This is a genomic window from Oceanithermus desulfurans (genome assembly GCF_014201675.1).
In the GTDB taxonomy this organism is placed as follows: domain Bacteria; phylum Deinococcota; class Deinococci; order Deinococcales; family Marinithermaceae; genus Oceanithermus; species Oceanithermus desulfurans.
Map to the genome: position 1 here is coordinate 151,545 of NZ_JACHEZ010000003.1, position 23,576 is coordinate 175,120.

19 protein-coding genes are annotated in these 23,576 nt (G+C 70.2%); 7 read left to right on the forward strand and 12 right to left on the reverse strand.

Features of this window, described 5'->3' with window-relative positions:
- The first annotated feature begins 108 nt into the window (after positions 1 to 108).
- From HNQ05_RS04890 to HNQ05_RS04905, 4 genes are read left to right on the forward strand one after another with little or no spacing between them, the layout of a single operon-like run.
- The gene (locus HNQ05_RS04890; RefSeq protein ID WP_147146735.1) at positions 109 to 1,677 is read left to right on the forward strand and encodes an ABC transporter substrate-binding protein; all 1,569 of its coding nucleotides are present in this window, start codon (positions 109 to 111) and stop codon (positions 1,675 to 1,677) included.
- Between the two features lie 54 nt (positions 1,678 to 1,731).
- Complete coding sequence (locus HNQ05_RS04895; RefSeq protein ID WP_147146733.1) at positions 1,732 to 2,787, forward strand: ABC transporter permease; 1,056 nt, start codon at positions 1,732 to 1,734, stop codon at positions 2,785 to 2,787.
- A 29-nt stretch (positions 2,788 to 2,816) separates the two neighbouring features.
- Positions 2,817 to 3,662, forward strand: a complete 846-nt coding sequence (locus tag HNQ05_RS04900) for an ABC transporter permease (protein ID WP_041554591.1) — start codon at positions 2,817 to 2,819, stop codon at positions 3,660 to 3,662.
- 55 nt (positions 3,663 to 3,717) lie between these two features.
- Positions 3,718 to 4,794, forward strand: a complete 1,077-nt coding sequence (locus tag HNQ05_RS04905; protein ID WP_147146731.1) for a protease complex subunit PrcB family protein — start codon at positions 3,718 to 3,720, stop codon at positions 4,792 to 4,794.
- Here HNQ05_RS04905 and HNQ05_RS04910 read toward each other — a convergent pair.
- From HNQ05_RS04910 to hutH, 4 genes are read right to left on the reverse strand one after another with little or no spacing between them, the layout of a single operon-like run.
- Positions 4,768 to 5,913 carry a bifunctional folylpolyglutamate synthase/dihydrofolate synthase gene (locus HNQ05_RS04910; protein ID WP_246104104.1) on the reverse strand — a complete coding sequence of 382 codons (1,146 nt, stop codon included), beginning with the start codon at positions 5,911 to 5,913 and terminating at the stop codon, positions 4,768 to 4,770. The two genes, HNQ05_RS04905 and HNQ05_RS04910, sit on opposite strands and share 27 nt — an antisense overlap.
- Before the next feature lie 3 nt (positions 5,914 to 5,916).
- Positions 5,917 to 7,413 carry a B12-binding domain-containing radical SAM protein gene (locus tag HNQ05_RS04915; RefSeq protein ID WP_147146730.1) on the reverse strand — a complete coding sequence of 499 codons (1,497 nt, stop codon included), beginning with the start codon at positions 7,411 to 7,413 and terminating at the stop codon, positions 5,917 to 5,919.
- A 55-nt stretch (positions 7,414 to 7,468) separates the two neighbouring features.
- Positions 7,469 to 7,717 (reverse strand): DUF502 domain-containing protein, encoded by a 249-nt coding sequence (locus HNQ05_RS04920; RefSeq protein ID WP_183677630.1) that lies wholly within the window; start codon positions 7,715 to 7,717, stop codon positions 7,469 to 7,471.
- A gap of 32 nt (positions 7,718 to 7,749) precedes the next feature.
- Positions 7,750 to 9,270, reverse strand: a complete 1,521-nt coding sequence (gene hutH / locus HNQ05_RS04925; RefSeq protein ID WP_147146728.1) for a histidine ammonia-lyase — start codon at positions 9,268 to 9,270, stop codon at positions 7,750 to 7,752.
- Between the two features lie 21 nt (positions 9,271 to 9,291).
- Between hutH and recO the strand changes: the two genes are divergently transcribed.
- Positions 9,292 to 10,011 carry a DNA repair protein RecO gene (gene recO, locus HNQ05_RS04930; RefSeq protein ID WP_147146726.1) on the forward strand — a complete coding sequence of 240 codons (720 nt, stop codon included), beginning with the start codon at positions 9,292 to 9,294 and terminating at the stop codon, positions 10,009 to 10,011.
- On the opposite strand, the gene HNQ05_RS04935 is transcribed toward recO, so the two are convergent.
- Complete coding sequence (locus HNQ05_RS04935; protein WP_147146724.1) at positions 10,008 to 11,804, reverse strand: patatin-like phospholipase family protein; 1,797 nt, start codon at positions 11,802 to 11,804, stop codon at positions 10,008 to 10,010. The genes recO and HNQ05_RS04935 overlap by 4 nt on opposite strands.
- A gap of 89 nt (positions 11,805 to 11,893) precedes the next feature.
- Between HNQ05_RS04935 and HNQ05_RS04940 the strand changes: the two genes are divergently transcribed.
- Entirely contained in the window at positions 11,894 to 13,543 is a 1,650-nt protein-coding gene (locus HNQ05_RS04940; RefSeq protein ID WP_147146723.1) for an acyl-CoA mutase large subunit family protein, read from the forward strand.
- Positions 13,544 to 13,647: 104 nt separating this feature from the next.
- On the opposite strand, the gene HNQ05_RS04945 is transcribed toward HNQ05_RS04940, so the two are convergent.
- From HNQ05_RS04945 to HNQ05_RS04975, 7 genes are read right to left on the reverse strand one after another with little or no spacing between them, the layout of a single operon-like run.
- The gene (locus HNQ05_RS04945) at positions 13,648 to 14,523 is read right to left on the reverse strand and encodes a 3-hydroxyacyl-CoA dehydrogenase family protein (RefSeq protein ID WP_147146721.1); all 876 of its coding nucleotides are present in this window, start codon (positions 14,521 to 14,523) and stop codon (positions 13,648 to 13,650) included.
- 12 nt (positions 14,524 to 14,535) lie between these two features.
- Complete coding sequence (gene cimA, locus HNQ05_RS04950; protein WP_147146719.1) at positions 14,536 to 16,152, reverse strand: citramalate synthase; 1,617 nt, start codon at positions 16,150 to 16,152, stop codon at positions 14,536 to 14,538.
- Positions 16,153 to 16,156: 4 nt separating this feature from the next.
- Complete coding sequence (locus HNQ05_RS04955; RefSeq protein WP_147146717.1) at positions 16,157 to 17,038, reverse strand: DMT family transporter; 882 nt, start codon at positions 17,036 to 17,038, stop codon at positions 16,157 to 16,159.
- Positions 17,039 to 17,072: 34 nt separating this feature from the next.
- On the reverse strand, positions 17,073 to 17,771 hold the full coding sequence (locus HNQ05_RS04960; protein WP_147146715.1) for a hypothetical protein: 699 nt from the start codon (positions 17,769 to 17,771) through the stop codon (positions 17,073 to 17,075).
- Entirely contained in the window at positions 17,768 to 18,727 is a 960-nt protein-coding gene (locus HNQ05_RS04965) for a CAP domain-containing protein (RefSeq protein WP_147146713.1), read from the reverse strand. The genes HNQ05_RS04960 and HNQ05_RS04965 overlap by 4 nt, the downstream gene beginning before the upstream one ends.
- Positions 18,720 to 19,955 (reverse strand): M16 family metallopeptidase, encoded by a 1,236-nt coding sequence (locus HNQ05_RS04970; protein WP_147146711.1) that lies wholly within the window; start codon positions 19,953 to 19,955, stop codon positions 18,720 to 18,722. The genes HNQ05_RS04965 and HNQ05_RS04970 overlap by 8 nt, the downstream gene beginning before the upstream one ends.
- Positions 19,952 to 21,178 carry a M16 family metallopeptidase gene (locus HNQ05_RS04975; protein WP_246104103.1) on the reverse strand — a complete coding sequence of 409 codons (1,227 nt, stop codon included), beginning with the start codon at positions 21,176 to 21,178 and terminating at the stop codon, positions 19,952 to 19,954. Before HNQ05_RS04975 ends, HNQ05_RS04970 begins: the two co-directional genes overlap by 4 nt.
- Before the next feature lie 67 nt (positions 21,179 to 21,245).
- Here HNQ05_RS04975 and recG point away from each other — a divergent pair, with 67 nt between their 5' ends.
- Positions 21,246 to 23,576, forward strand: a complete 2,331-nt coding sequence (gene recG / locus HNQ05_RS04980; RefSeq protein ID WP_147146709.1) for an ATP-dependent DNA helicase RecG — start codon at positions 21,246 to 21,248, stop codon at positions 23,574 to 23,576.

Here is a 23,576-nt window from a genome sequence, read left to right on the forward strand (position 1 = left end):
CTTCCGGCCCTGGCGCAGCCGGCGCGCTTTATCCGGGTGAGAAAGTTGAGTATACTTGCACTGTAGCGAATTTACAGCCGCGCACGCCGCGGACGAAAGGAGCAGCATATGAAGCGATGGATCATAGGACTCTTGGCCCTTAGCCTTGCGTTCGGTGTGGCTTCGGCGCAGACCCTGATTTACGGCCAGAGCGACCTGCCCAAGACCCTGGATTCCTCCGACGCGCAGGACGGGAACTCGCTCCGGGTGGCCTACCAGATCACCGAGACGCTGGTGGCCTTCAAACCCGGCACCGTCGACCCGATCCCCGGTCTGGCGCTTTCCTGGGAAGCCAGCAACAACGCCAAGGAGTGGACCTTCAAACTGCGCCAGGGCGTCAAGTTCCACGACGGCACCCCCTTCAACGCGGAGGCCGTGAAGTTCAACATCGACCGCTGGAACGACCCGAACAACAAGTACCGCGGGAACAAGCAGTTCGTCCCCTTCACCTGGGTCTTCGGCGGCTTCAAGGGCGACGGCTCGATCATCGACCGCGTGGAGGTCGTGGACGAGTACACCGTCAAGTTCTACCTGACCGACTCGGTGGGCTTCTTCCCCAACATGCTCGGTGCCAGCTACTTCGGCATCGACTCGCCCAAGGCCGTGATGGCCAACCCCGAGAAGTACGGGACCCCTGAAGTGGGCGCCGTCGGCACCGGCCCCTTCAAGTTCGACAAGTGGGTGATCGGCGACAAGGTCGTGCTGAAGCGCAACGACGCCTACTGGGGCGAGAAGGCCAGGGTGGACACCCTCGTCTTCCGCGGCATCCCCGAACCGGCCTCGCGCCTCGCCGAGCTGAAGGCGGGCGCCATCCACATCGCCAACAACCTCTCGCCCGAGGACAAGGTCACCATCGACGCCGACCCCAACCTCGAGGCCGTGGTCCAGAAGGGCCTGAACATCGGTTACCTGGCCTTCCACCAGAAGAACAAGCCGCTCGACGATATCCGGGTACGCAAGGCCATCGCCGCCGCGGTGGACTGGGACGCGATCGTCGACGCCTTCTACGCCGGTCTGGGCGAACGGGCGACCGAGTTCGTGCCGCCGGCGATGTGGGGTCGCGACGGCAACATCCCCGCCTACACCTACAACCCCGATCTGGCCAAGAAGCTGCTGGCCGAAGCGGGCTACCCGAACGGCTTCGAGACCGAGATCTGGTACATGCCGGTGAGCCGCCCCTACTTCCCCGCCCCGCAGCCGATCGCCGAGACGATCGCCACCTACCTGGCCGACGTGGGCATCAAGGCCACCCTCAAGACCGAGGACTGGGGCACCTACCTGTCGGACTACGACCAGGGCAAGTTCCCCATGTACATGCTGGGCTGGAGCCCCGACTACCCCGACCCCGACAACTACCTGTTCACCTTCTTCGGCCCCACCTCGATCAAGACCAACCTCGGCTGTGAGAGCGCCGCCTGCGAAGAGATCGGGCAGATGCTCGTCGAGGCGCGCACCGCGCCCGACATGGCGACCCGCAAGGAGCTCTACGCCAAGGTGCAGCGGATGGTGCACGAGCTGACGCTCTCCATCCCCGTGGCCCACAACAACCCGCTGCACGCGGTGCGTAAGGGCGTGTCGGGCTGGGTGCCGAGCCCCCTGGGCAGCTCCGAGAACCTCAACCTGGTCACCGTCAAGTAACGCAACCTCACCGGGGCGCGGCCGCGGCCGCGCCCCCTTCCCTTTGGAGGCTCCGTGACCGCCTACGCCATCCGCCGTTTTTTGAGCCTTATCCCCGTTCTCTTCGGCGTCAGCCTGCTCGTCTTCACCTTCATCCACATGATCCCCGGCGATCCCGCGGTCGTCATGCTGGGGGAGCGCGCAACGCCCGAATCGCTCGAAAAACTCAGAAGACAACTCAACCTCGACAAACCCCTCTTTTTCAACTTCGAAGCGGCCGTGGAGAAGAAATCTCCCGCCGCGCTTTTTGAAAGCCAGTACTTTACCTTCATCACGCGCATCCTGCACGGCGACCTGGGCGAGTCGATCTTCACCAAGGTGGACGTGGCCACCGAGCTGCGGGCCCGCTTCCCGGCGACCTTCGAGCTTTCGGTGGGGGCGATGCTGATCGCCCTGTTGCTGGCGATTCCAGCCGGCATCATGGCCGCGGTGCGCAAGAACAGCTGGCTCGACCTGAGCGTGATGACCGCGGCGCTGGTGGGCATCTCGATGCCGATCTTCTGGCTGGGTCTGCTGCTGATCTACCTCTTCGCCGTGAACCTGCACTGGCTGCCGCCCTCGGGACGGCTCGACGTGGGGATGCACCTCAACCCCGTCACCGGCTTCTACGTCATCGACGGCCTGATCACCGGCAACCTGGCCGCAACCGGCAACGCCCTCAAGCACCTCGTCCTGCCGGCGCTGGCGCTCGGCAGCATCCCCACCGCGGTCATCGCCCGCATGATGCGCGGGGCGATGCTGGAGGTGATGAACCAGGACTACATCCGCACCGCCCGATCGAAGGGGCTGGCCGAGCGGGTCGTGATCTGGAAGCACGCCCTGCGCAACGCCATGCTGCCGGTCATCACGGTGATCGGGTTGATGTTCGGTACGCTGCTCACGGGCGCGATCCTGACCGAGACGATCTTCAACTGGCCCGGTATCGGCAAGTGGCTCTACGACGGGATCGGGGCGCGCGATTACCCGATCGTGCAGGGCGGCACGCTCTTCATCGCCACCGTCTACGTCATCATCAACGCCCTCGTCGACCTTTCCTACGGGTTCTTCGACCCGCGGATCCAGTACCGCTAGGAGACGCCATGGCAACCTCCGAAGCCTACATGCGCACGCCGACCCAGCAGGCCTGGCGGCGCTTCATGCGCTCGAGCTCCGGCAAGGCCGGTCTCTTGATCGTGGGGTTCTTCGTCCTGCTGGCGCTGCTCGCCCCGCTGATCATGCCCTACGACGCCACCAAGGACCGCAACCTGCGCGAACGCCTCAAGCCGCCCTCGGCCGAGCACATCATGGGCACCGACGAGCTGGGGCGCGACATCTTCACCCGCGTCGTCCACGGCTCCCGCATCTCCCTCCGGGTGGGGGTCTTCGCCGTGGGCATCGCCGTCGTCGCCGGCACCTTTCTGGGGCTGCTCGCCGGCTACTTCGGCGGCCGCACCGACATGCTGATCAGCTGGCTCGTCGACATCATGCTCTCGTTCCCGTCGATCCTGCTCGCGATCGCCATCGTGGCCGTCATCGGTCCCGGAATATCCAACGCGATGATCGCGGTGGGGATCGTCCAGATCCCCATCTACGCGCGCCTCACCCGCAGCGTGGTGCTCTCGCTCAAGGAGCAGGACTTCGTCGCCGCCGCCGAGGGGCTGGGCGCCGGGCGGGCACGCATCATCTTCCGCCACATCCTCCCCAACGGGCTCTCGCCTCTGATCGTCCAGGCCACCCTCTCGATCGCGACGGCGATCCTGGACGCGGCGGGCCTGGGCTTCCTGGGGCTGGGCGCACAGCCGCCGCAGCCCGAATGGGGGCTGATGATCTCCAAGGGCTTCCTCTACTTCACCCGGGCGCCCTGGATCAGCCTCTTCCCCGGCGTGGCCATCATGATCGCGGTGCTGGGGTTCAACCTCCTGGGCGACGGCCTGCGCGACGCCCTCGACCCGCGGACCTCGCGTTAAGGCGGCGTTCATCCGACCTAATGCGGGAATAAGAAAGGTACTTTAGACTGTGCGTATGAAGCTCTGGAAACTGTCGCTGGGACTGCTCGCCCTGGGGCTGAGCGCCTGCGTGCCGGTGCTGGTGGAAACCGGCCCGCGCTACAGCGTGACCGAGATCGAATGGCTCACCCCCGAGGCGTCCGAACGCTGGACCTACTTCTTCGGCGATCCGCAGACGGTCTACCTCGACGGGAGGCCGATCACGCTCGAGCCCGCCCCCGCCCGCGAGCACATCTGGGCGGTCCCCGGCGCCCTGTGGGTGGACGGCCAGCCCAACCTGCGCGAGGTCCTTCCGCCGCTGCGCCTTCCGGCCCAGACCGTGGAGGCCCTGCCCGGATTCGACTACGTCGTCGAATCGCGGGTGGACCTGGAGGGGGTCTGGCTCTACGACGGCACCTGGTTCCGCCTCGCCGGGAAGCTCAAGGCCGGCGAACGCCTCCGCAGTGACGGCGTACCGTCCTATCCCGTACTCAAGGGGCTCGAGCGCGAGGAGGCCAAGGTGCTCCTGGACGAGGCCCTGGCCCGTTCGGGCAACCGTCCGCTCGTCGTCTACCAGCTCAGCGACGCCGTCTACCCCGACTACCGCTTCGATCCCAAGCCCCGGAGCTACCGCAAGGTCAGCCTCGCCGTGCAATACGGCGTTCCAAAGGAGTTCGTCTTGGGTCCCGTCACCCCGCCTGCCCCCGCCTGGGAGGTCCTGGACAAGGGCCCCTTCAGCGCCTACGCGGACACCCAGCCCTACGCGGTCCTGGCCGTGACCGAGAAAACCTTCCGGCAAAAGGTCTGGCCGCTGGCCGCGGGCCGCCGGGTTCCCCAGCCGGCGCCCCCTGCGATCGACTTCCGGCGCGACAGCGTGGTCGCCTTCTTCTGGGGCACCAAGCCGACCGGCGGCTACGCCATCAAGGTGCTCCGCGTCAGCTTGAAGGACGACGTGCTCGTGGTGCAGCTGAAGCTGATCCAACCCAAGCCGGGCAGCCTGGTCACCCAGGCGATCACCAGCCCCTACCTGCTGCTGCGGATCCAGGGGAAACCGGCCAAGGTGCGGTTCCTCGACGAAAAGGGGAACCTACTCAAGGAGGCCCGAGCCGAGTAGGCGGCCGACCAGGTAGAGCGAGCCCGTGACCACCACGGGCTCGCCCGGGCCTGCCGTCTCCGCCGCGCGCGCCAGGGCGGCGAGGGGGTCGGGTTCGTAGGGGTGGCCTCCCCGGGCCGCGGGCAGCGGCCAAGTGAGCACGACGCCGTCCGCCCGCGCCGCCAGAAGCTCGAGCATCGCATCCGCCGCCTTGTGCGGCTGGGCGCCGAAGACGAGGCGGTAGCGCCCGGGCAGCTCGGCGGCCAGCGCCCGCGCCGCGGGCGGGTTGTGGGCGCCGTCGAGCAGGACGGGCCTACCGCGGAAAATCCGGCGGTCGAACCGCCCCGGCAGCCGGGCGCGCTCCAGCGCCGATTGCACCGCCCCCTCCTCGAATCCCAGAAGCCGCAGCGCCGCCGCGGCCAGCGCCGCGTTCACGCGCTGGAAGGCGCCGCCGAGGGCCGGCGGGACCGGGAGGGCGAAGAGCGGATTCCCGGGATCGTAGACGAAAAGCGGCGCACCACGGTCGCGGGCGACCTCGCGCAGGATCGCCCGCGCCCGGCCGCGGGCCGCGGTGACGACGGGCAGGCCCGGAAGCACCGCCCCCGCCTTGTCCCGCGCCAGCGCCTCGAGCGAGCCGAAGCTCGCCAGGTGGTCTTCGCCCACGTTGGTGAGCACGGTCAGGGCCACGCCCTCCGCGGCAAAGGCCGTGGCGTCGCTCGCGCCCCCCACCCCGGCCTCCAGCGCCGCCCAGGCCACCCCCTCCGCCGCGAAGCGCTCGAGGGCGAAGGCGAGCATCCACTCGAAGAAGGCCGGGGGGTCTTCGAGGTCGAGCGCGCGGGCGCGCGCCACGAAGCGCACGAGCACCTTGGGGCTCACCGGGGCGCCGTCCACCCTTACCCGCTCGCGCGGATCGACGAGGTGGGGGCTGGTGAACGCCCCGGTGCGCACGCCGGCGGCGAGGAAGCCCTGCTCCAGGTAGGCGGCCACGCTGCCCTTGCCGTTCGTCCCCACGACGTGCACGAAGCGGGTCCCGGGGAGTGCGCCGCCCATGCGCGCCCACGCGGCGGCGAGGCGACCCGCGCCGCGTTCGCGGCCGGCGCGCCGCTGCGAGGAAAGCCAGCGAACCGCCTCCGCGTACACCGCCTACCCCAGCACGAGCGGCAAGGAAGCGCCCTCGGGTTCGGGCAGCGTGAGCGGGTCGTGCCAGCCCACCTCGGCGAGGGCGCGCTTCCACCCGGCGAAGGACTCGCCGTCCTCGAGGCGCAAGGCCGCCAGGCCCACCTCGGGGCCGCCGCGGGCGATCACCGCCTCGATCCAGGCCCACTTGGCGCTGGTGGAGCGCACCTCGACGCGCGGGCGCAGCCTGCGCAGTTCCTTTTGGATGCGCTTGAGCCGGGCTTCGATCGTCTTGATGCCGGCGAAGCGGTCGCCCCAGTGGGGGGTGTGGCGCTTGGGGACGAAGGGCGAGATGCCCAGCGCCACCGGGGTGATCTCGGCGATTCGGCGGGTGAACGCGATCATCTCGGAAATGTCGTCGTCGGTCTCGGTAGGGAGGCCGATCATCTGGTAGAGCTTGTACCCCTTGAAGCCCAGATCGCGGGCGATCTCGGCGGCGCGCAGCAGGTGGTCCTCGCTGATCTGCTTCTTGAGGAGGTCGCGCAGCCGCTGGCTGGGACCGTCGGAGGCGATGGTGAAGGTGCGCAGGCCGCCCTCCCTCAGGATGCTGGCGAGCTCGGGGTCCACCCGGTCGGCGCGGATGCTCGAGACCGACAGCTTGATGCCGCGCTCCAGCAGCGTCCGCCCCACCCGCTTGATGTGGGGGTAGTCGGAGAGCGCCGCCCCCACCAGCCCCACCTTGACCACCCCCTCGGGCACAACCTCGAGCACCCGTTCGGCGGGGACGTTGCGGGTGGGTCCGTACATCGTCCGCGCCAGGCAGAAGGTGCAGGGCCGCGGGCAGCCGCGCTCGGCCTCGACCAGGAAGACGCCGGGGAACTCGGACTGTTCGGCGACGATCTGGGAGTAGACGGGAAGCACGTCGAGGGGGGCGGTGGCCCAGTGGGGCTCGCGTTCGTCGCGGTCCGGGAGGAAGACCCCGGGCATCCCCTCGATCAGGTCCAGGAACTCGGCCTTGCTCTCCGCCTGGCGGTAGGCCTCGGCCAGCCGGGGCACGGTCTCCTCGCCGTCGCCGATCAGGATCGCGTCGGCGAAGGGGGCGAGCGGCCAAGGGTTGGAGCTGGTCAGCGGCCCCCCGACGAGGACGAGGGGGTCGCGGTCGTGGCGTTCCTCGCGCAGCGGCTCGAGCCCCGCGGCCCTCAGCAGCCGCACCACGTTGACCAGGTCGAGCTCGAAGGCCACGGAGATGCCGAAGACGTGGGCGTCGCCGGCGTAGCGCCCCGACTCGTAGGTGACGAGCCGCCCCGGCGGGGCCAGCTCGGCATCTTCGAGGAAGGCACGCTCGGCGGCGAAGTCGGGCTCGGCGTTGAAAAGGCGGTAGACGGTCTGGAAGCCCAGCGAGGCCATGGCCACCGCGTAGGTGTTGGGGTAGGCCACGGTGACGCGGAAGGGGGCGTCCTTGAAGATCGTCCCCCGTTCGCCGGCGAGCCGGCGCTGGATGCGCTTGCGCAGTTCGTCGTTCATAGAAAAAGCCCGCCGCGCAGGCGCGGCCGCTGGGGCGGGAGCGTCGGGGCGTCGGTCACGCAGCGGTTTGGGGTTTGGAAAGGGCGCGCAGGATCAGGTAGAGCACCCCTGCGATGATGAGCGCGGGAATCAGGAACTTCAGCAGCGCGACGATCAGCGCGGCGACGGCCAGGAAGAGCTTGCCAAGGAAGACCATGACCCAGCCGGCGAGCCAGAGCGCCACCAGGACGCCCACGACGATCAGCAGCCCGATCACGATCCACTCGAGCAGGTCCTCCAGGGTGTAACGGTCCAAGGCATTCATCCACGTTTAGTCTAGCACACTCAGGGGCAGGGCTAGGCGAGCGGGCCCACCGCGGCCTCGACGACGCGCAGCAGCTCGCCGCTACGGATCAGCTCGCGCAGCCGAGCCAGCTCGGGCTTGAGGTAGCGGTCGCGGTCCAGGTGGGGCACCTCGGCGCGGATGCGCGCGTAGGCGGCGCGCACCCCCCGGCCGGGCTCGAGCGGCCGGTGGAAGTCGAGCGCCTGCGCCGCCGAGGCCAGCTCGATGGCCAGCACCCACAGCGCGTTCTCGTAGATCATGCGCGCCTGCCGGGCCGCCGTCGTACCCATGGAGACGTGGTCCTCCTGGTTGGCGCTCGTGGGGATCGAGTCGACCGAGGCCGGGTGCGCCAGCACCTTGTTCTCGCTCACCAGGCTGGCGGCGGTGTACTGGCTGATCATCAGGCCCGAGTGCAGCCCCCCGCGCTCGGCCAGGAAGGCCGGGAGCCCCGAGAGCGCGGGGTTGAGCATCTGCTCCACGCGCCGTTCGGCGACGTCGGCCAGCTCCGCCAGGGCCACGGCGACGGCGTCGGCGGGCAGCGCCAGCGGCTGGCCGTGAAAGTTGCCGGCGCTGATCACCTCGCCGGTCTCGGGCACGACGAGCGGGTTGTCGGTCACGCTCGCCACCTCCACCAAAAGCGCCCGTTCCAGGTAGGCCAGCGCGTCGCGGCTGGCCCCGTGCACCTGCGGCACCGCCCGCAGCGAGTAGGCGTCCTGCACCTTGTCGCAGTCGGCGTGCGAGGCGGCGATCTGCGAGTCTGCGAGCAGCCGCCGCAGGTTCGCGGCTACGGCCTCGGCCCCGGCGTGGGGCCGAAGCCGCGTGACCCAGGCGTCGAAGGGGCGGTGGCTGGCCTTCAGCGCCTCGACGCTCATCGCCGCGGCCACGTCGGCGGTGCGCGCCAGCACCCGGGCGTCGTGGAGGAGCAGCACGAGCACCGCGCTCATCGCCTGGGTGCCGTTGACGAGCGCCAGCCCCTCCTTGGCCTCGAGGACCAGCGGCTCGAGCCCCAAACGGGCCAGCGCCTCCGCCCCGGGGAGCACCTCGCCCGCGAGCTCGACCTCGCCCTCGCCGATCAGCGGCAGCGCCATGTGCGCCAGCGGCGCCAGGTCGCCCGAGGCGCCGACCGATCCCTGCGAGGGGACGACCGGATGCGCCCCCGCGGCCAGGAGCGCGAGCAGGCGCTGGACCACGAGCGGGCGCACTCCCGAGTAACCGCGGGCCAGCGAGGCGGCGCGCAGCAGCATCATCGCCCGCACCACCTCGGCGGGAAAGGGCTCGCCCACCCCGATCGCGTGCGAGAGCAGCAGGTTGCGCTGCAGCTCGCGCACCGCCGCGGGCTCGATGCGCACCCGCGCGAACTTGCCGAAGCCGGTCGTCACCCCGTAGACGACGGCCCCCGAGGCCAACGCCCGCTCCACCACGTCACGGCTCGCCTGCATGCGTGCGCGGGCGGCCGCGGAGAGGGTCCAGGCGAGGCCGGCGCGCGCCGTCGTCACGATCTGGTCGAGGGTGGGCGCGGCGTCCAGTTCGGGCACGCCTTAACCTAACATGGAGGGGTGGAGCGCTACCGCACCCACGAGGGCGTCATCGTCGGCCGCAGACCGCTGCCCGGCGGCGACGTGCTGCTGCGCTTCGTGGGTCCCGAGGGGGCGCTCGACGCGGTAGCGCGCAAGGCCCAGCGCCCCGGCGGGCGCAGCGGCCGGCTGATGCTCTTCCACCACGTGCGCTTTCAGGCCTACCACAAACCCGACCGCGAGCTGGCCATCCTCACCCAGGCCGAGCTGGTGGGGCGGCTCGAGCGCCTCTCCGAACCCGGACGCTACGCCGCGGCCGCCTACCTGGGGGAGCTCGCCTACCGGCTGGCCGCCCCCGAGGTGGCCCCCGCCCTCTGGCCGGTCTTCACCAGCGGCCTGCGGGGCGTCGCCCGCCACGACCAACCGGCGCTGCCGCTCGTCTGGGCCGGCTGGCGCATGCTCGCGGCGGGCGGCCTGGAGCCGGGCCTCGCCAGCCGCTGCGGCCACCCCCCGACCCGGCTGGAGCTGGAGGGCGCGCTCGCCTGCGCGGCCTGCGCCAAAAGCCCGGCGCTGCCGCTGGGCGAAGGGGGCGCGGAGCTCCTGACCGTGCTGCTGCGCCGCCCCGGGCGCGAGGCCATGGCCCGGCTGGAAGCCGCGGCCTGGCGGCCGCTGCTCGCCGCCCTGCTTGGCTACGTCGCCTATCAGCTCGAGCCCCTGCGCTCCGAGGCCGCGGTGCGCCAGGCCTTCCTGAACGGAACCTAGGGCCACAGACGGCCCCGGAACCCCAGCCCCCACCCTCCCCCGCGCAGGCCGTAGGCGAGGTCGAAGCCCCCCTGCACCGGCAGGAAGCCAAAGAGCTGGGCCTCCACGCCGGCGCCCACGCCCAGCCCCACGGCCGCGCCCGGGAAGCGGGCGGGGGCCGCCCCCGCGTCCACGAAGCCCCAGAAGCTGGGCTTGACCAGCGCGGTCTCCAGCACCGGCGAACCGTGCGGCGGCGTCCAGGCCAGCTCGAGGTTGAGCACGCCCACCGCCGGCGCGGTCCAGGCGTCGGAGGGGTAACCGCGCAGCAGGCTGCGCGCCCCCAGGCTGAAGAGGGCGTCCTGCGGCGCGCCCGCCCCCGTCGCGGCGAGGTAGACGCGCCCCCGCAGCTCCAGGCCCCGTCCCAGCGGCCGGCGGACGCGGGCGTCGAGGTCGACCGCGTCGAAGACCGGCGCCCATCCCCGCGTGTACCCGCCCGAGAGCGCGTAGGCGCCGCGCCGGCGCCACGCCGCCTCCAGCCGCAGCCGGCTGCGGATCGGGTCCAGGCGCAGGCCGACCTCGGCCCCGGGCAGGCCGTCGTAGCGGAGCGAGGGCTCCACCGACCAGCGCCCCCCGACGTCACGCGCCAGCGCGACCCCGAGCAACCAGTCGGGCCGCGGGTTCCAGGCGGCCGAAACCCCCACCGCGCCCCCGGCCCCCTCGAGGTTGGTGGCGTACCACGCCTCGAGGTGGCCGCGCTGCAGCGGCCCGCCGCCGGCGCGCGCCCCCAGCTTGAAGAGGCTGAGCGACGGAGTAGCGTCGGGGTGGCGGCCGCTCAGGTACGAAGAGGGAGCGAGGCCCACCACCGGCAGCACGCTGAAGCGCGGCGGCATACGCTCCACCGCGGCCCGGGCCCGTTCGAGGCGCTCGCGCCAGCCGCGGTTGATGGCGCGGCCTTGGTTGGGGTCGCCGGGCGGCCGTAGCGGGATGCCGTGCGCTTCGAGGACGCGGTAGATCTCGGGCAGGCGGGCCCGCGTCGCCGCGTAGCCCTTGCCGATGAAGGCGCGCGCCTTGTCGAAGGACATGTAGGACTCGAGCGCCAGCCCCGGGTCCACGATGGCGTCGGCCGCAGCCAGGTCCGCCTCGCTGTTGCGGCGGATGATGTCGATGACCAGCTGGGTGACGTTGTCGATCAGGCTCTCGGGCTGGAAGGGCACCTCGCGGGTCACGTTGACGACGATCACCACCTCCGCGCCCAGCTCCCGCGCCATGCGCACGGGCACCGGCGCTTTGTAGGCGCCGTCGTAGTACCATTCGCCGTCCACCTCCACCGGCTCCATCAGCACCGGCATGGCCATGGAAGCGTGCACCGCGCGCGCCAGCGAACCCGAGGTAAAGAGGTGGGCTTCGCCGGTGCGCAGGTTGGAGGCGACCAGGTAGTAGGGCACGGGGGTCGCCCCCACCTGCGCCCCCTCCGTGAGCACCTCCAGCGCCGTCTCCAGGGGCGAGGCGTCGAGCAGCCCCCCGTCGATGGGGAAGTGAAAGCCCACGACCATGCCGGGGTCGATCTGCACGGCCAGCTCCTCGAGCACCTCGGTCGAGTAGCCGGCGGCGTACATGGCGCCGATCACCGAGCCCATCGAGGTGCCGACGATCAGGTCGACGGGCACGCCGGCCTCGTTCAGGGCCCGCAGCACCCCGATGTGGGCCATGCCGCGCGCCGCCCCCCCACCGAGAATCAGGGCCACCTTGGGCTGGGCCAGCACGGCCGACCAGAGCCCGAAAGCAATGACGATGGCGAGTCGCAGCGTCCGCATTTCCACGATGCTATCACCCGAGCCGCGGGTCTCACGTTTTTTCGCCGGTCGCGTATTGAACCGTTATAATACGGCCCAAGGAGGCTCCGATGCGCCCTAAGCACGCATGGATGCGCGAAACCTACGAAAAGAGCACGGAACGCGTGCCCGAGCGTCCGGTCGCGCACCGCACGCTCTCGAACATCGCCCCCGACCCCATCTACACCCCCGAAGACGTCCAGGGCTTCGACTACGACAAGAAACTCGGCTACCCCGGCGAGTACCCCTACACCCGCGGCGTCTACGGCTCGATGTACCGCTCCAAGCTGTGGACGATGCGCATGTTCGCCGGCTTCGGCACCGCCGAGCAGACCAACGAGCGCTTCAAGAAGCTGCTGGCCGCCGGTCAGATGGGCCTCTCCACCGCTTTCGACCTGCCCACGCTGATGGGCTACGACTCCGACCATCCGCTCTCGGCCGGCGAGGTAGGCAAGTGCGGGGTGGCCGTCTCCAGCCTCGCCGACATGGAGATCCTCTTCGACGGCATCAACCTGGAAGAGGTCACCACCTCGATGACGATCAACTCCCCCGCCAACGCCATCTGGGCCATGTACCTGGCGCTGGCCAAGAAGAAGGGCTTCGACTGGAACAAGCTCGGGGGCACGATCCAGAATGACATCCTCAAGGAGTTCATCGCTCAAAAGGAGTTCATCTTCCCGCCCGAGCCCAGCGTCAAGCTGGTGATCGACACCTTCGAGTGGGGCCCTGAGAACGTGCCCCGCTGGAACTTCATCTCGGTCTCGGGCTACCACATCCGCGAAGCCGGGGCGACCGCCGTCCAGGAGCTGGCCTTCACCCTGGCCGACGGCTTCGAGTACGTGGAAAAGGCGCTCGAGCGCGGCATGGACATCGACGCCTTCGCCCCCCGCATCAGCTTCTTCTTCGACGTTCACAACGACTTCTTCGAGGAGATCGCCAAGTTCCGCGCCGCCCGGCGCATCTGGGCCACCCAGATGCGCGAACGCTACGGCGCCAAGGACCCGCGCAGCTGGATGCTGCGCACCCACGCCCAGACGGCCGGGGTCAGCCTCACCGCCCAGCAGCCGCTCAACAACCTCACCCGGGTGGCCATCCAGGCGCTAGCGGCGGTCCTCGGCGGCACCAACAGCCTCCACACCGACGCCTACGACGAGGCGCTGGCCCTACCCACCGAGGAGGCGGCCACCCTGGCGCTCCGGCAACAGCAGATCATCGCCTACGAGTCGGGGGTGACCCACACCATCGACCCGCTCGCCGGCAGCTACTACGTGGAATGGTTGACCGACAAGATCGAGGCCGAGGCCATGCGCTACATCGAGGAGATCCGGCGCATGGGCGGGGTGATCCGCGGCATCGAGCAGGGCTACTTCCTGCGCGAGATCGGCGACGCCTCCTACCGCTTCCAGCAGGAGGTCGAGTCGGGCGAGCGCCTCATCGTGGGGGTCAACGCCTTCCAGGACGAAAAGGAGATCGAGGTGCCGATCCAGGAGATCGACCCCGAGATCGAACGCATCCAGGCCGAGCGGCTGGCGCGGGTGCGCCGCGAGCGCGACCCCGAGCGCGTCCAGGCGGCGCTCGAGGGGCTGCGCCAGGCCGCCGTGACCGGTCGGAACACCATGCCCCACTTCGTCGAGGCCGCCCTCGCCTACGCCACCCTGGGCGAGATGATGGACGTGCTGCGCGAGGTCTACGGGGTGTACGAGGAACCTGTGATGGTCTGACCGGTTCGTGGTAAACGGTACGTGGTGCGTGGTAGGTAGTTCATGGTAAAGATGCGCGGCCGGCTGCAAGCAGCCGGCCGCGACCACGCACCACCTACTACGCACTACGAACCGATCTTGTTCCCCTTCTCGTCGTACTTGTAGAACCCCTGACCGCTCTTGCGGCCCAGCAGGCCGGCCTGGACCATCTTCTTGAGCAGCGGCGAGGGGCGGTACTTGCTGTCGCCGAAGCCCTCGTACAGCACCTCCATGATGGCCAGCACGGTGTCGAGGCCGATGAAGTCGGCCAGCGTCAGCGGGCCCATGGGGTGGTTCATGCCCAGCTTCATTACGGTGTCGATGGCCTCGGGGGTGGCCACCCCCTCCATCACCGCCTGGATGGCCTCGTTGAGCATGGGAATGAGGACGCGGTTGGAGACGAAGCCGGGGTAGTCGTTGACCTCGACGGGCACCTTGCCCATCTTCTCGGCCGTCGCCATCACCAACCGGGTGACCTCGTCCGTGGTCTTGTAGCCGCGGATCACCTCGACGAGCTTCATGAGCGGCACCGGGTTCATGAAGTGCATGCCGATGAAGCGCTCGGGGCGGGTGGTGTAGCTGGCCAGTTTGGTGATGGGGATCGAGGAGGTGTTGGAGGCGAAGACGGCCTCGGGCTTGACCACCTTGTCGAGCGTCTGGAAGAGCTTGCCCTTGACCGACTCGTTTTCCACGATGGCTTCGACGACCAGGTCGCAGTCCGCGAAGTCCGCGGGGTTGAGCGTCGTTTTGATGCGGGCCAGGGTCGCGTCGGCCTCTTCCTGGGTGATCTTCTCTTTGCGCAGGAAGCGGTCGAGCGACCTTCGGATGGCCTCGAGCCCCTTCTTGAGGCTCAGCTCCTCGACGTCCATGAGCACGACCTCGTACCCCGACTGGGCCGCCACCTGAGCGATGCCCGAACCCATCTGCCCCGCGCCGATGACTCCGATCTTCTGGATCTCCATCACGTCCTCCTCCTACTTGAACAAGGGCGGTTCGATGCCCTCGGCCTCGGCCTTGGTGTAGAGCCCGTACTCGATGCCGTCGAAGAGCGCCTGCCAGGTGGCCTGGATCAGGTCGCGGCTGATGCCGATCGTGCTCCAGTTGCGCTCGCCGTCGGTGAAGGTTACGGTGACCCGCGCCCGCAGCTCCTGCTTGCCGCGCGGGTAGAAGGTGCGCACCCGCACCGCGGCCAGCCGGATGCCGCAGACGTAGTCTTCGAGCGGCCCCAGCTCGCTGCGCACCTCGCGCAGGGCGCCCAGCAGCACCTCGAAGAGGGTGGTCACCGGCCCGGTGCCCTCGGCGGCCACGTACTCGTCGTGGGAGCCCAGCTGGATGCGCAGGCTGGCTTCGACGACCGGCTGGTGCTTGCCGCGGATCACCTCGAAGAGCCGCAGCCGCTCGACCGTCATCGCCGGGTGGAAGCGGCCCGTCAGCTTGCCCAGCACCAGCTCGAGGCTGGCCTCCGCGTCCTCGTAGGTGTAGCCGGCCTCCTCGAGCCGCAGCAGCTCCTCGCGGATGCGCTGGTTGGCGGCCGAGTCGCCCGAGAGGTCCACGCCCAGCCGCTGGGCCAGGGACTCGAGGTAGCTGGCCCGGGCGATGCCCGGGAGCAGCAGCCGGCGCTCGTTGCCCACCGCCTCGGGCGGGATCGGCTCGTAGGTCTCCGGATCGCTGAGCACCGCGGCGATGTGCGAGTGGGTGCGGTGGGCGAAGACCTTGTAGCCCACGAAGGGGTGGTAGTCGAGGTCGCCCACCCCGATCTTGTTGACGATCGCCCGCGTGACCGGCGTCAGGTTCGCGAGCGCCTCGTCCGAGACGACGTCGATTCCCATCTTGAGCTTGAGGATGGGTATCAGCGTCGAAAGGTCGGTCATCCCGGTGCGCGCCCCGTAGCCGCCGATCGTGCCCTGCACGTGCTCGGCGCCCGCCTCCACCGCGGCGATGGCGTTGGCGACGGCGAGGCCCATGTCGTTGTGCCCGTGGAAACCGACGGTGACGTCCGGGTGCGCTTCCTTCACCGAGCGGATGCCCTTGGCCACCTCATGCATCAGCGAGGCCCCCACGGAATCGCCCAGCACCAGGATGTCGGCGCCCCCCTCCACGGCCGCCGCGGCCACCTCGAGCGAGTAGCCGCGGTCGTGGCGGCAGCCGTCGTAGAAGTGCTCCGCCGTGAAGATGACCTCCTTACCCAGCTCCTTGAGGTAGGCCACGGTCTCGCGCACCATCGCAAGGTTCTCCTCCAGCGTGGTGCGCAACACCTTCTCCACGTGCAGGCTCCAGGCCTTGCCGTAGATGTGCACGGTCCCGGTGTCGGCCTTGAGCAGCGCCCGCAGGTTCGGGTCACGGTCGGGGTCGGTCTCGGGCCGGCGGGTGGAGCCGAAGGCCACGAGCCGCCCCTTCAAGTCCAGATCGCGGGCGCGCTCGAAGACCTCCAGGTCCTCGGGCCACTGGTAGGGCCAGCCGGCCTCCAGATAGGGGATCTCGAGCCGATCGAGGAGCTGCAGGATCTCGATCTTGTCCTCGGGGGTGAAGCTCACCCCTTCGGAGAGGGCTCCGTCGCGGAGCAGGGTGTCCAGAATCGTGACCCGTCCCATGCCCTCAGCTTATACCGCGCGAAGCGGGCGCACGTCCTGCGTACTGCGTCACCAGCACCCCCACGATGGCCACCGCGCCGCCGACCACGGCCAGGAGGCTGGGCCACTCGCCCAGCCAGACCCAGGCGATGACGATGGCCAGCGCCGGCGAAAGGTAAAGGAAGCTGGTCACCCGCGAGGCCGGCGCCCGGCTGAGCGCGAAGGTCCAGGCGACGTAGGCCAGCATCCCCGGGCCCACCCCCAGGTAGACGACGCTCCAGGTCGCCGCGGGGGGCGCCGCAGCCAGCTCGGCGGGCAAACCGGGGAGCAACGGCAACATCCAGAGGGTGCCCGCCCAAAGGGTGTAGGCGGTGACCTCGAGCGGAGTGTAGCGTCCGTGCAGGGGCATTTGGAAGACGAAGTAGAGGCTCGTGGAGAACGCAGCAAGGACGATCCAGAACGCGCCCGGACTGAAGCGCAGCCCTCCCCCCTCCCCCAGGGCAATCAGCGCCACCCCCGCGAACCCGAGCCCGATGCCCGCCCACCCCAGGGGGGTGAGCCGCTCGCCGAGGAAGGAGACGGCGAGCAGCGCGGTGAAGATCGGGCCCGAGGCGATGAGCAGGCTCGCCGCGCCCGCGCTGACGGTGAGCTCGCCGTAGTTGAGCGCGACGTGGTAGACGGTGATCCCCAGAAACCCCAAAAGGGCGATCCGGCCCAGGTCGACGCGCCGGGGCGGGCGGACGCGCGCCAGCGCCGCGTAGACGACCAGGGTGGACGAGGCGACCAGGAAGCGGAGCAACGCCAGGTGCGCGGGACCGTACCCCTCCAGCCCCGCGCGGATGCCCGCGAAGGCCGAGGCCCACAGCACCAGGGTGAACGCGAGGGCGGAGAGGGTGGTGAGGTCCATCTCCGCCCAGTTTAGGCCTCCGCGTCGGACCGCGCTAGAAGCGGTAGGAGAGGCTGACCGAGAAGGGGCTGAAGACCGAGAAGTCGCTGCGGTCGGTCACGACCGGCGCCACCAGGAAGACGCTGCCCTCGAAACCCAGGGTCAGGCGGTCGCTGAACGCCGTCAGCGGCACGTTGATGCCCAGGGTGCCCCCGGGGAGCAGGCCGTAGCGGTCGCAGACGAAGGGGCCGCCGTTCGTCTTGGTGCAGGCGTAGTACAGCCGCGCGCGCGGCCCCGCGTAGGCGGAACCGAGCTCGGTGGGAACGGCGAGGTAGTAGGCGCCGTCGAGGGCCGCGCCCATCGTGTTCGTGGTCACCTCCACGTCGGTGTCGGGGACGCCGTCGTTGTTGGTGTCCACGTAGTCCCAGGTGGTGTAGCCGTTGTAGGCCATGTCCAGCGAGACCCCGAACGGACCCTGCGACCAGGAGACCCGGCCCGCGGCCCCGGTGTAGCCGCCGTAGAGGACGCCGCGCCAGGGGCCCTGCGCCACCTCGAGCCCCAGCCCCACGGGGCCGGCGCTGATGTAGAAGCCGTCCTCGTCGAAGTGGCCGGCGCGCGTCGAGGGCGGGTAAGGCCCGGTGGCCATGCCGCCGCTGTCGTAGATCGGCGCCGGGGTGATGGCGCCGGGGGCGCAGCCGAAGAACAGGAAGGTCAGCGACAGCCCCAATGCGGGAAACCAACGGTGTAGCTTCACGGTCGAGCTCCTTTCCGTAGCGGCTCCGCGGTGCCTCTCAGGAGCGGAATCCGATGGGTATATTCTATCTTATCTTTCTGGGGCGTTCCCACCCAGACGACCTCCCAGCTCAGGGGCACCTCGACCACCGCGTCGCCCTGCGCGCGGCGGAAGAGCCGCGGCTCTGGGCCGTAGGCCAGCCAGTGCTCGCCCGGCGGCAGACCCAGCTGCAGCCTTACGCTCGCCACCGTCCGCTCCGTGTAGCGGGCGGTCCACTCGATGCGGGGGTGGCGGCAGGCGGTCGCGGGAAGGGTGAAGGCGCAGGCCAGCAGGTAGCGCCCGCCGTTCCAGAGGCCGAGGCTGACCTGGCTTTGCGGGTCCAGGTCGAGCTCGCCGCTCCAGCGGGGCGGCTGCAACGCCGTGACGAAGGCATCGTTCACGAACAGCCCCACGGTCGCCCTGGCGGTGCCCTGGTAGCTGAGCCGCCCCTCGCGCTTCTGCGAAGGGGTCTGCCAGACCCAGAGGCGAAAGGGACGGGCGACGAAGTTCTGCACCACAGCGATACGGTCCCCCCGCTGCACCAGGGCCAGCCCCAGGTGGGTGAACTCGGGCTTGAGCAGGTTCCGGCGGTGGGGCGGGCTGCGGAGCCAGTCGTCCACGACCACGCCCGCGGCGTACTCCGGGGTGTAGCCCTCGTAGAAGGCGAGGTTCTCCCCCACGGTGACCTCGAGCACCCCCGCGGCCCACATGCGGTCCGCGGGGCCGAGGCCGTCGGGGTTGACGTGGTCGAAGAAGCCGCGCTCGAGCATGTCGAGCGCGTGCGCGCGGGCCGCGCGGTAGGCGGCGTCGTCCCAGGCGAGGGCGGCCAGGCCGTGCGCCTTGCGGGCCTCGTTGGTGAGCCGGAAGGCCTCGAGCTCGAGCGGCGTCTGCGCCAGCGCCGCCCCCAGCAGCACCAGGAGCACCAGCCACCTAGCCATGGTCCGCGGGCACCAGCCAGTACTCGAGGGCGCGGCTGAAGGGCCGGGCCTCCAGGAGCTCGCCCAGGTGGTAGGGCTCGAGGTGCATCACCCAGCGCCGCACCGTGTCCAGCGCCTCGTAACGCCCGGTGTAGCTGTACCCGAGCCCGAGGTAGAAGAGCCGGCTCAGCGAGGTTTCCCCGGCAAAGACGAGCGAGGTGGCCGTCTTGAGCTTGGCGCGCTCCAGCTCCTCGCTGTCGACCCCGCCCTTCTCGAGGCGCACGAGCTCCTCGCGGATCCGTTCCGAGACCTCCTCTTCGTGGGCGGGGTCCCCCTGCACGTAGACGAGGTAGACGCCGAGCTCCTCGAACTCGTGGTGGTAGGCCATCGCCGTCTCGGCCAGCCCCGGGTCGACGAGACGCCAGAAGAGCCGGCCGTTGTCGGGGTCGCCCAGCACGTCGGCCAGCACCCGCGCCGCGTAGCGCTCTTCGGCGGCGGCCGCGTGCCCCGGCGCCATGACGACGGCGTAGGCCTGGCTGGCCTTGTCGTAGGGCGTCCGCAGGCGGCGCGGTTCGGGGGTGAAGCCCGGGTGGTTGCGCGGCGCGGGCCCCTGGGACCAGCCGCGGGTCATCCGCTCGGCGAGCGCCAGCATCTCGTCCCAGTCCAGGTTGCCCGCGAAGGCGAGGGTCATGTTGTTGGGCACGTAGCGCCGCGCGTGGTAAGCCGCCATCTGCGTACGGGTCATCGCCTCGATGCTCTCGGTCGTGCCCAGCACCGGCTTGGCCAGGGGGTGGCGCCGGAAGTAGGCCTCCTGGGCGCGCTCGTAGAGCACGAAGTGCGGCCGGTCGCGGTAGAGCGCGATCTCCTCGAGGATCACCTTGCGTTCGGTCTCGAACTCGTCCTCGCGCAGCGCCGGGCGCATCAGGTCGCTGAGCAGGTCGAGCAGCCGGGGGGCGAACTCGGGCAGCACCGCGCCGTAAAAGACGGTGAGCTCCTCGTTGGTGAAGGCGTTGTACTTCGCGCCCATCTCGTCGAACTCGCGGTTGACGTCCCAGGCGCTGCGGCGCTCGGTCCCCTTGAAGACCATGTGCTCGAGGAAGTGGCTCACGCCCTCTTCGCCCGCCAGCTCGTCGCGGCTCCCCGTGCGCACGAAGTAGCCGAGGGCCGTGCTCTTGGCCTCGGGGTTGATCTCGGCGATCACGCGCAGGCCGTTGGGCAGCGTGGCCTCCCGGAACGTAAGCCCGCTCATGCCCCCACCTCCACGGTGCCCAGGCTGCCGATCCAGGGGTCGCGGTAGGGCCGCCCCGCAAGGAAGGCGTTGATGCGTTCGAGGGTCACGTCCATCACCTCGGCCTCCACCTCCTCCAGGCTGCGCGCCCGCTCGAGGATGAAGAGGTCGCGCGCCAGCGCGCCGGCACGGGCGCGGCTCGACTCGCCCGAGAGCACCAGGTCGGCGCGCACGCCTACCTTGGCGCGGTCCAGCTCCTCCCGGCTCACCCCCTGGGCCAGCCGCTCGATCTCCTCCTCCATGACCTCCAGCGTGGCCTGCGCGCGCTCCGGCATGGTTCCGGCGTAAGCGGTCAGGTAGCCGAAGCCCTTGACCGAGCCGGGGCTGGCGCTCACCGCGTAGACGAGGCCGCGCTTCTCGCGCACCTCGGTGAAGAGGCGGCTGCTCATGCCCCCCGAGAGCACGGCGACGGCGAGGCGCGAGGCGTAGTAGTCGTAGTGCCCCGGCGGCACGTCCTTGTAGAAGAGGCCGATCTGCACCTGTTCGGTCTCCTGCTGGATGTGGAACCGGTGCGGCACGGTCAGGCGCACGGCCGGGGGGGGCGGGGCCTCGCCGCTCCAGGCGCCGAGGTGTTTTTCGGCGATCCGAAAGACCTCGTCCGGGTCGACGCCGCCCGAGACCGCAAGGATGGAGCCCCCGGCTCCGTAGCGGCGGCGGTACTCCTCGCGCAGCGCGTCCGGGGTCATCCGCTCGAGCGCCTCCCGCTCGCCCTCGACGGGCTGCCCGTGGGGGCTCGCAAAGGCCCCGCGCCGCAGCCGGCCCAGCAGCTTGCGCGGGGGTTGGTCTTCGAGCGCCGCCAACTCCTGCAACGCCAGGGCGCGCACCGAGTCGAAGGCGTCGTCCGGCAGGTGCGGGCGCATCAGCAGGTCGGCGTAGAGCTCGAGCGCGGCCGGAAAGCCCTCGGGCAGCAACGAGGCGGAGAAGGTGGTGTACTCCACCCCCGCCCCCGACTGCCGCCGCACGCCCAGCGCGTCGAGCGCGTCGGCGAAGGCGCGGGCGCCGCGGGGCCCCGCCCCCTTCCAGAGCCAGGTCTCCAGCATGCTCGCCGCGCCCAGCCGTTCCTCGGGGTCGCTCGTCGCGCCTACGGGCACCAGGATGGTAAAGCTGAGTCCCGGGTTCCAGGGTTGCGGTTCCACCGCCACCCGGAGCCCGTTGTCCAGGGTATGCACAACAGGGGCCGCCACCCGAAGATTATACTTTCCGGTCTTGCCCGATCGGGTTCAGCCGCCGCGCGGCGGGTAGAATGGCCGCGTGACGCGGCGGGAACTCATCCAGCGGCTGGTGCGGCCGCTCGAGCGCGAGCTGGCCACCGGCTGCCGGGACCGGGTCGTGGCCGGCGGCCTGGAAAAGCTGGTGCACAACCTGGCCAAGCCCTTTCCCGAGGTGATCGAGCTGCTCGAAGGCTACGCCGCGCTCGCGCCCGAGGCCCGCTGCGCCCGCCTGCGCGAGGCGCTGGCGCGGCTGGGCGTAGCGGACGCGCCCGCAGGGGCGCCGCCAAAACCCCGCCCCGCCCCGAGCGAGCCTGCGGCCACCGAGCTGGACGCCCCGGTGGATGCGATCCCCCTAGGCCCCGGCGGCCCGCAGAAGATGCGCTCGCTGGGGGTGCGCACCCTGCGCGACCTGCTCTTCTACTACCCCCGGCGGCACGAAGACCGCCGCACCCTCCCCGGCTTCGCCGCCCTCGCCCCGGGAGCCAAGGCCACGGTGGTGGCCACGGTGCTCTCCAAGAGCCAGGTCAAGACGCCGCGCAAGAAGATGCTCATCACCCAGGCGCGCCTCGCCGACGAGCACGGCCACAAGCTGACCGCCGTCTGGTTCAACCAACCCTGGGTGCTGGGCCAGCTCAAGGAGGGCGAGAAGATCGTGGTCACCGGGCGCTACAGCGTCCGCGGCCGGGTGCGCAACCTGGCCGTCGAGTACTTCGAGGCCGAGGGGGGCGAGCAGCTCTCCACCGGCCGCATCGTACCCGTCTACAGCCTGGGCGAGCGGATGAGCCAGGCCTGGCTGCGCCGCAGCGTCGGGCGGGCGCTCGAGGCCGTGAAGGAAATCCCGGACCCGCTCCCGGAGGCCCTGCGCGACGAGCTGAACCTCGCGGACCTCGACTTCGCGCTCCGCCAGATCCACTTTCCCGAAAGCGAGGAGCACCTGGCCCGGGCGCTCGGACGGCTGAAGTTCGACGAGTTCCTCTTCCTCGAGCTGCGGGTCCTGCTCACCTCCGGCGCCTCGGCGCTGGTGGGCCAGATCTTCGAGGTGCGCGAGGAGGACCTGCGTACCTTCCTCGGCTCGCTGCCCTTCGCGCTCACCGCCGCCCAGAAACGGGTGCTGGACGAGATCCTGGCCGACATGCAGAGCGAACGCCAGATGGCGCGGCTCTTGCAGGGCGACGTGGGCTCCGGCAAGACCGCGGTGGCCGCCGCCGCCCTCTACGTCGCCGCCAGAAACCGAAAGCAGGGGGCGCTCATGGCCCCCACCGAGATCCTCGTCAAGCAGCACTTCGAAAACCTGACCCGCTACCTCTGGCCGCTGGGCGTGCGGGTGGAGCTGCTGACGGGCAGCATGAAGGCCGGCGAGAAGAAACAGGTCTACCGGCGCATCGAGAACGGCGAGGTGGACGTGGTCGTGGGCACCCACGCATTGATCCAGAAAGAGGTCCGCTTCCGCGAGCTGGGCCTGGCGGTGATCGACGAGGAACACCGCTTCGGCGTTATGCAGCGCCGCGCCCTGCTGCAGGGCCGGCCCGACGTGCTGGTGATGACGGCCACCCCCATCCCCCGCTCGCTGGCGCTCACCCTCTACGGCGACCTGGAGGTGAGCGTAATCGACGAGATGCCCCCCGGCCGCAAGCCGGTGAAGACGCGGCTGCTCACCCAGAAGAGCCGCAAGGACGCCTACGCCTTCGCCCGCAGACTGATCGGCGAGGGCCACCAGGTCTTCGTCGTCGCCCCGCTGATCGAAGAGTCCGACGCCGAGGTAATGGCCGAGGTGCGCGCGGCCACCGAGCTGGCCGCCGAGGTGGCCGGCCTATTGCCCGAGGCGCGGGTGGAGGTGCTGCACGGACGCATGAAGGCCGAGGAGAAGGACGCGCTGATGGAGCGCTTCCGCAACCGCGACTTCGACGTGCTCGTGAGCACCACGGTCATCGAGGTGGGGGTGGACATCCCCGGGGCCAACCTGATGATCATCGAGAACGCCGAGCGCTTCGGCCTCGCCCAGCTGCACCAGCTGCGCGGCCGCGTGGGCCGCGGCGGCGAGCAGGCCTACTGCATCCTCGTCGCCGGCGACGCCAGCCGCAAGACGATGCAGCGCCTGCGGGTGATCGAAAAGTCCACCGACGGCTTCTACGTGGCCGAGCAGGACCTGAAGCTGCGCGGCCCCGGCGAGCTGCGCGGCACCCGCCAGTCGGGTCTGCCCGACCTGCAGCTGGGCGACCTGACCAGCGACGTCGAGATCATCGAGCAGGCGCGCGCCACGGCCAAGCGCCTCCTGGAGGCCGACCCTTACCTGACCGCGCCCGAGCACCAGGCCCTAAGGCGCGAGCTCCAGCTCCGCGGCGAGGCCGTGGGGTTGCGGGAGATAATTTAA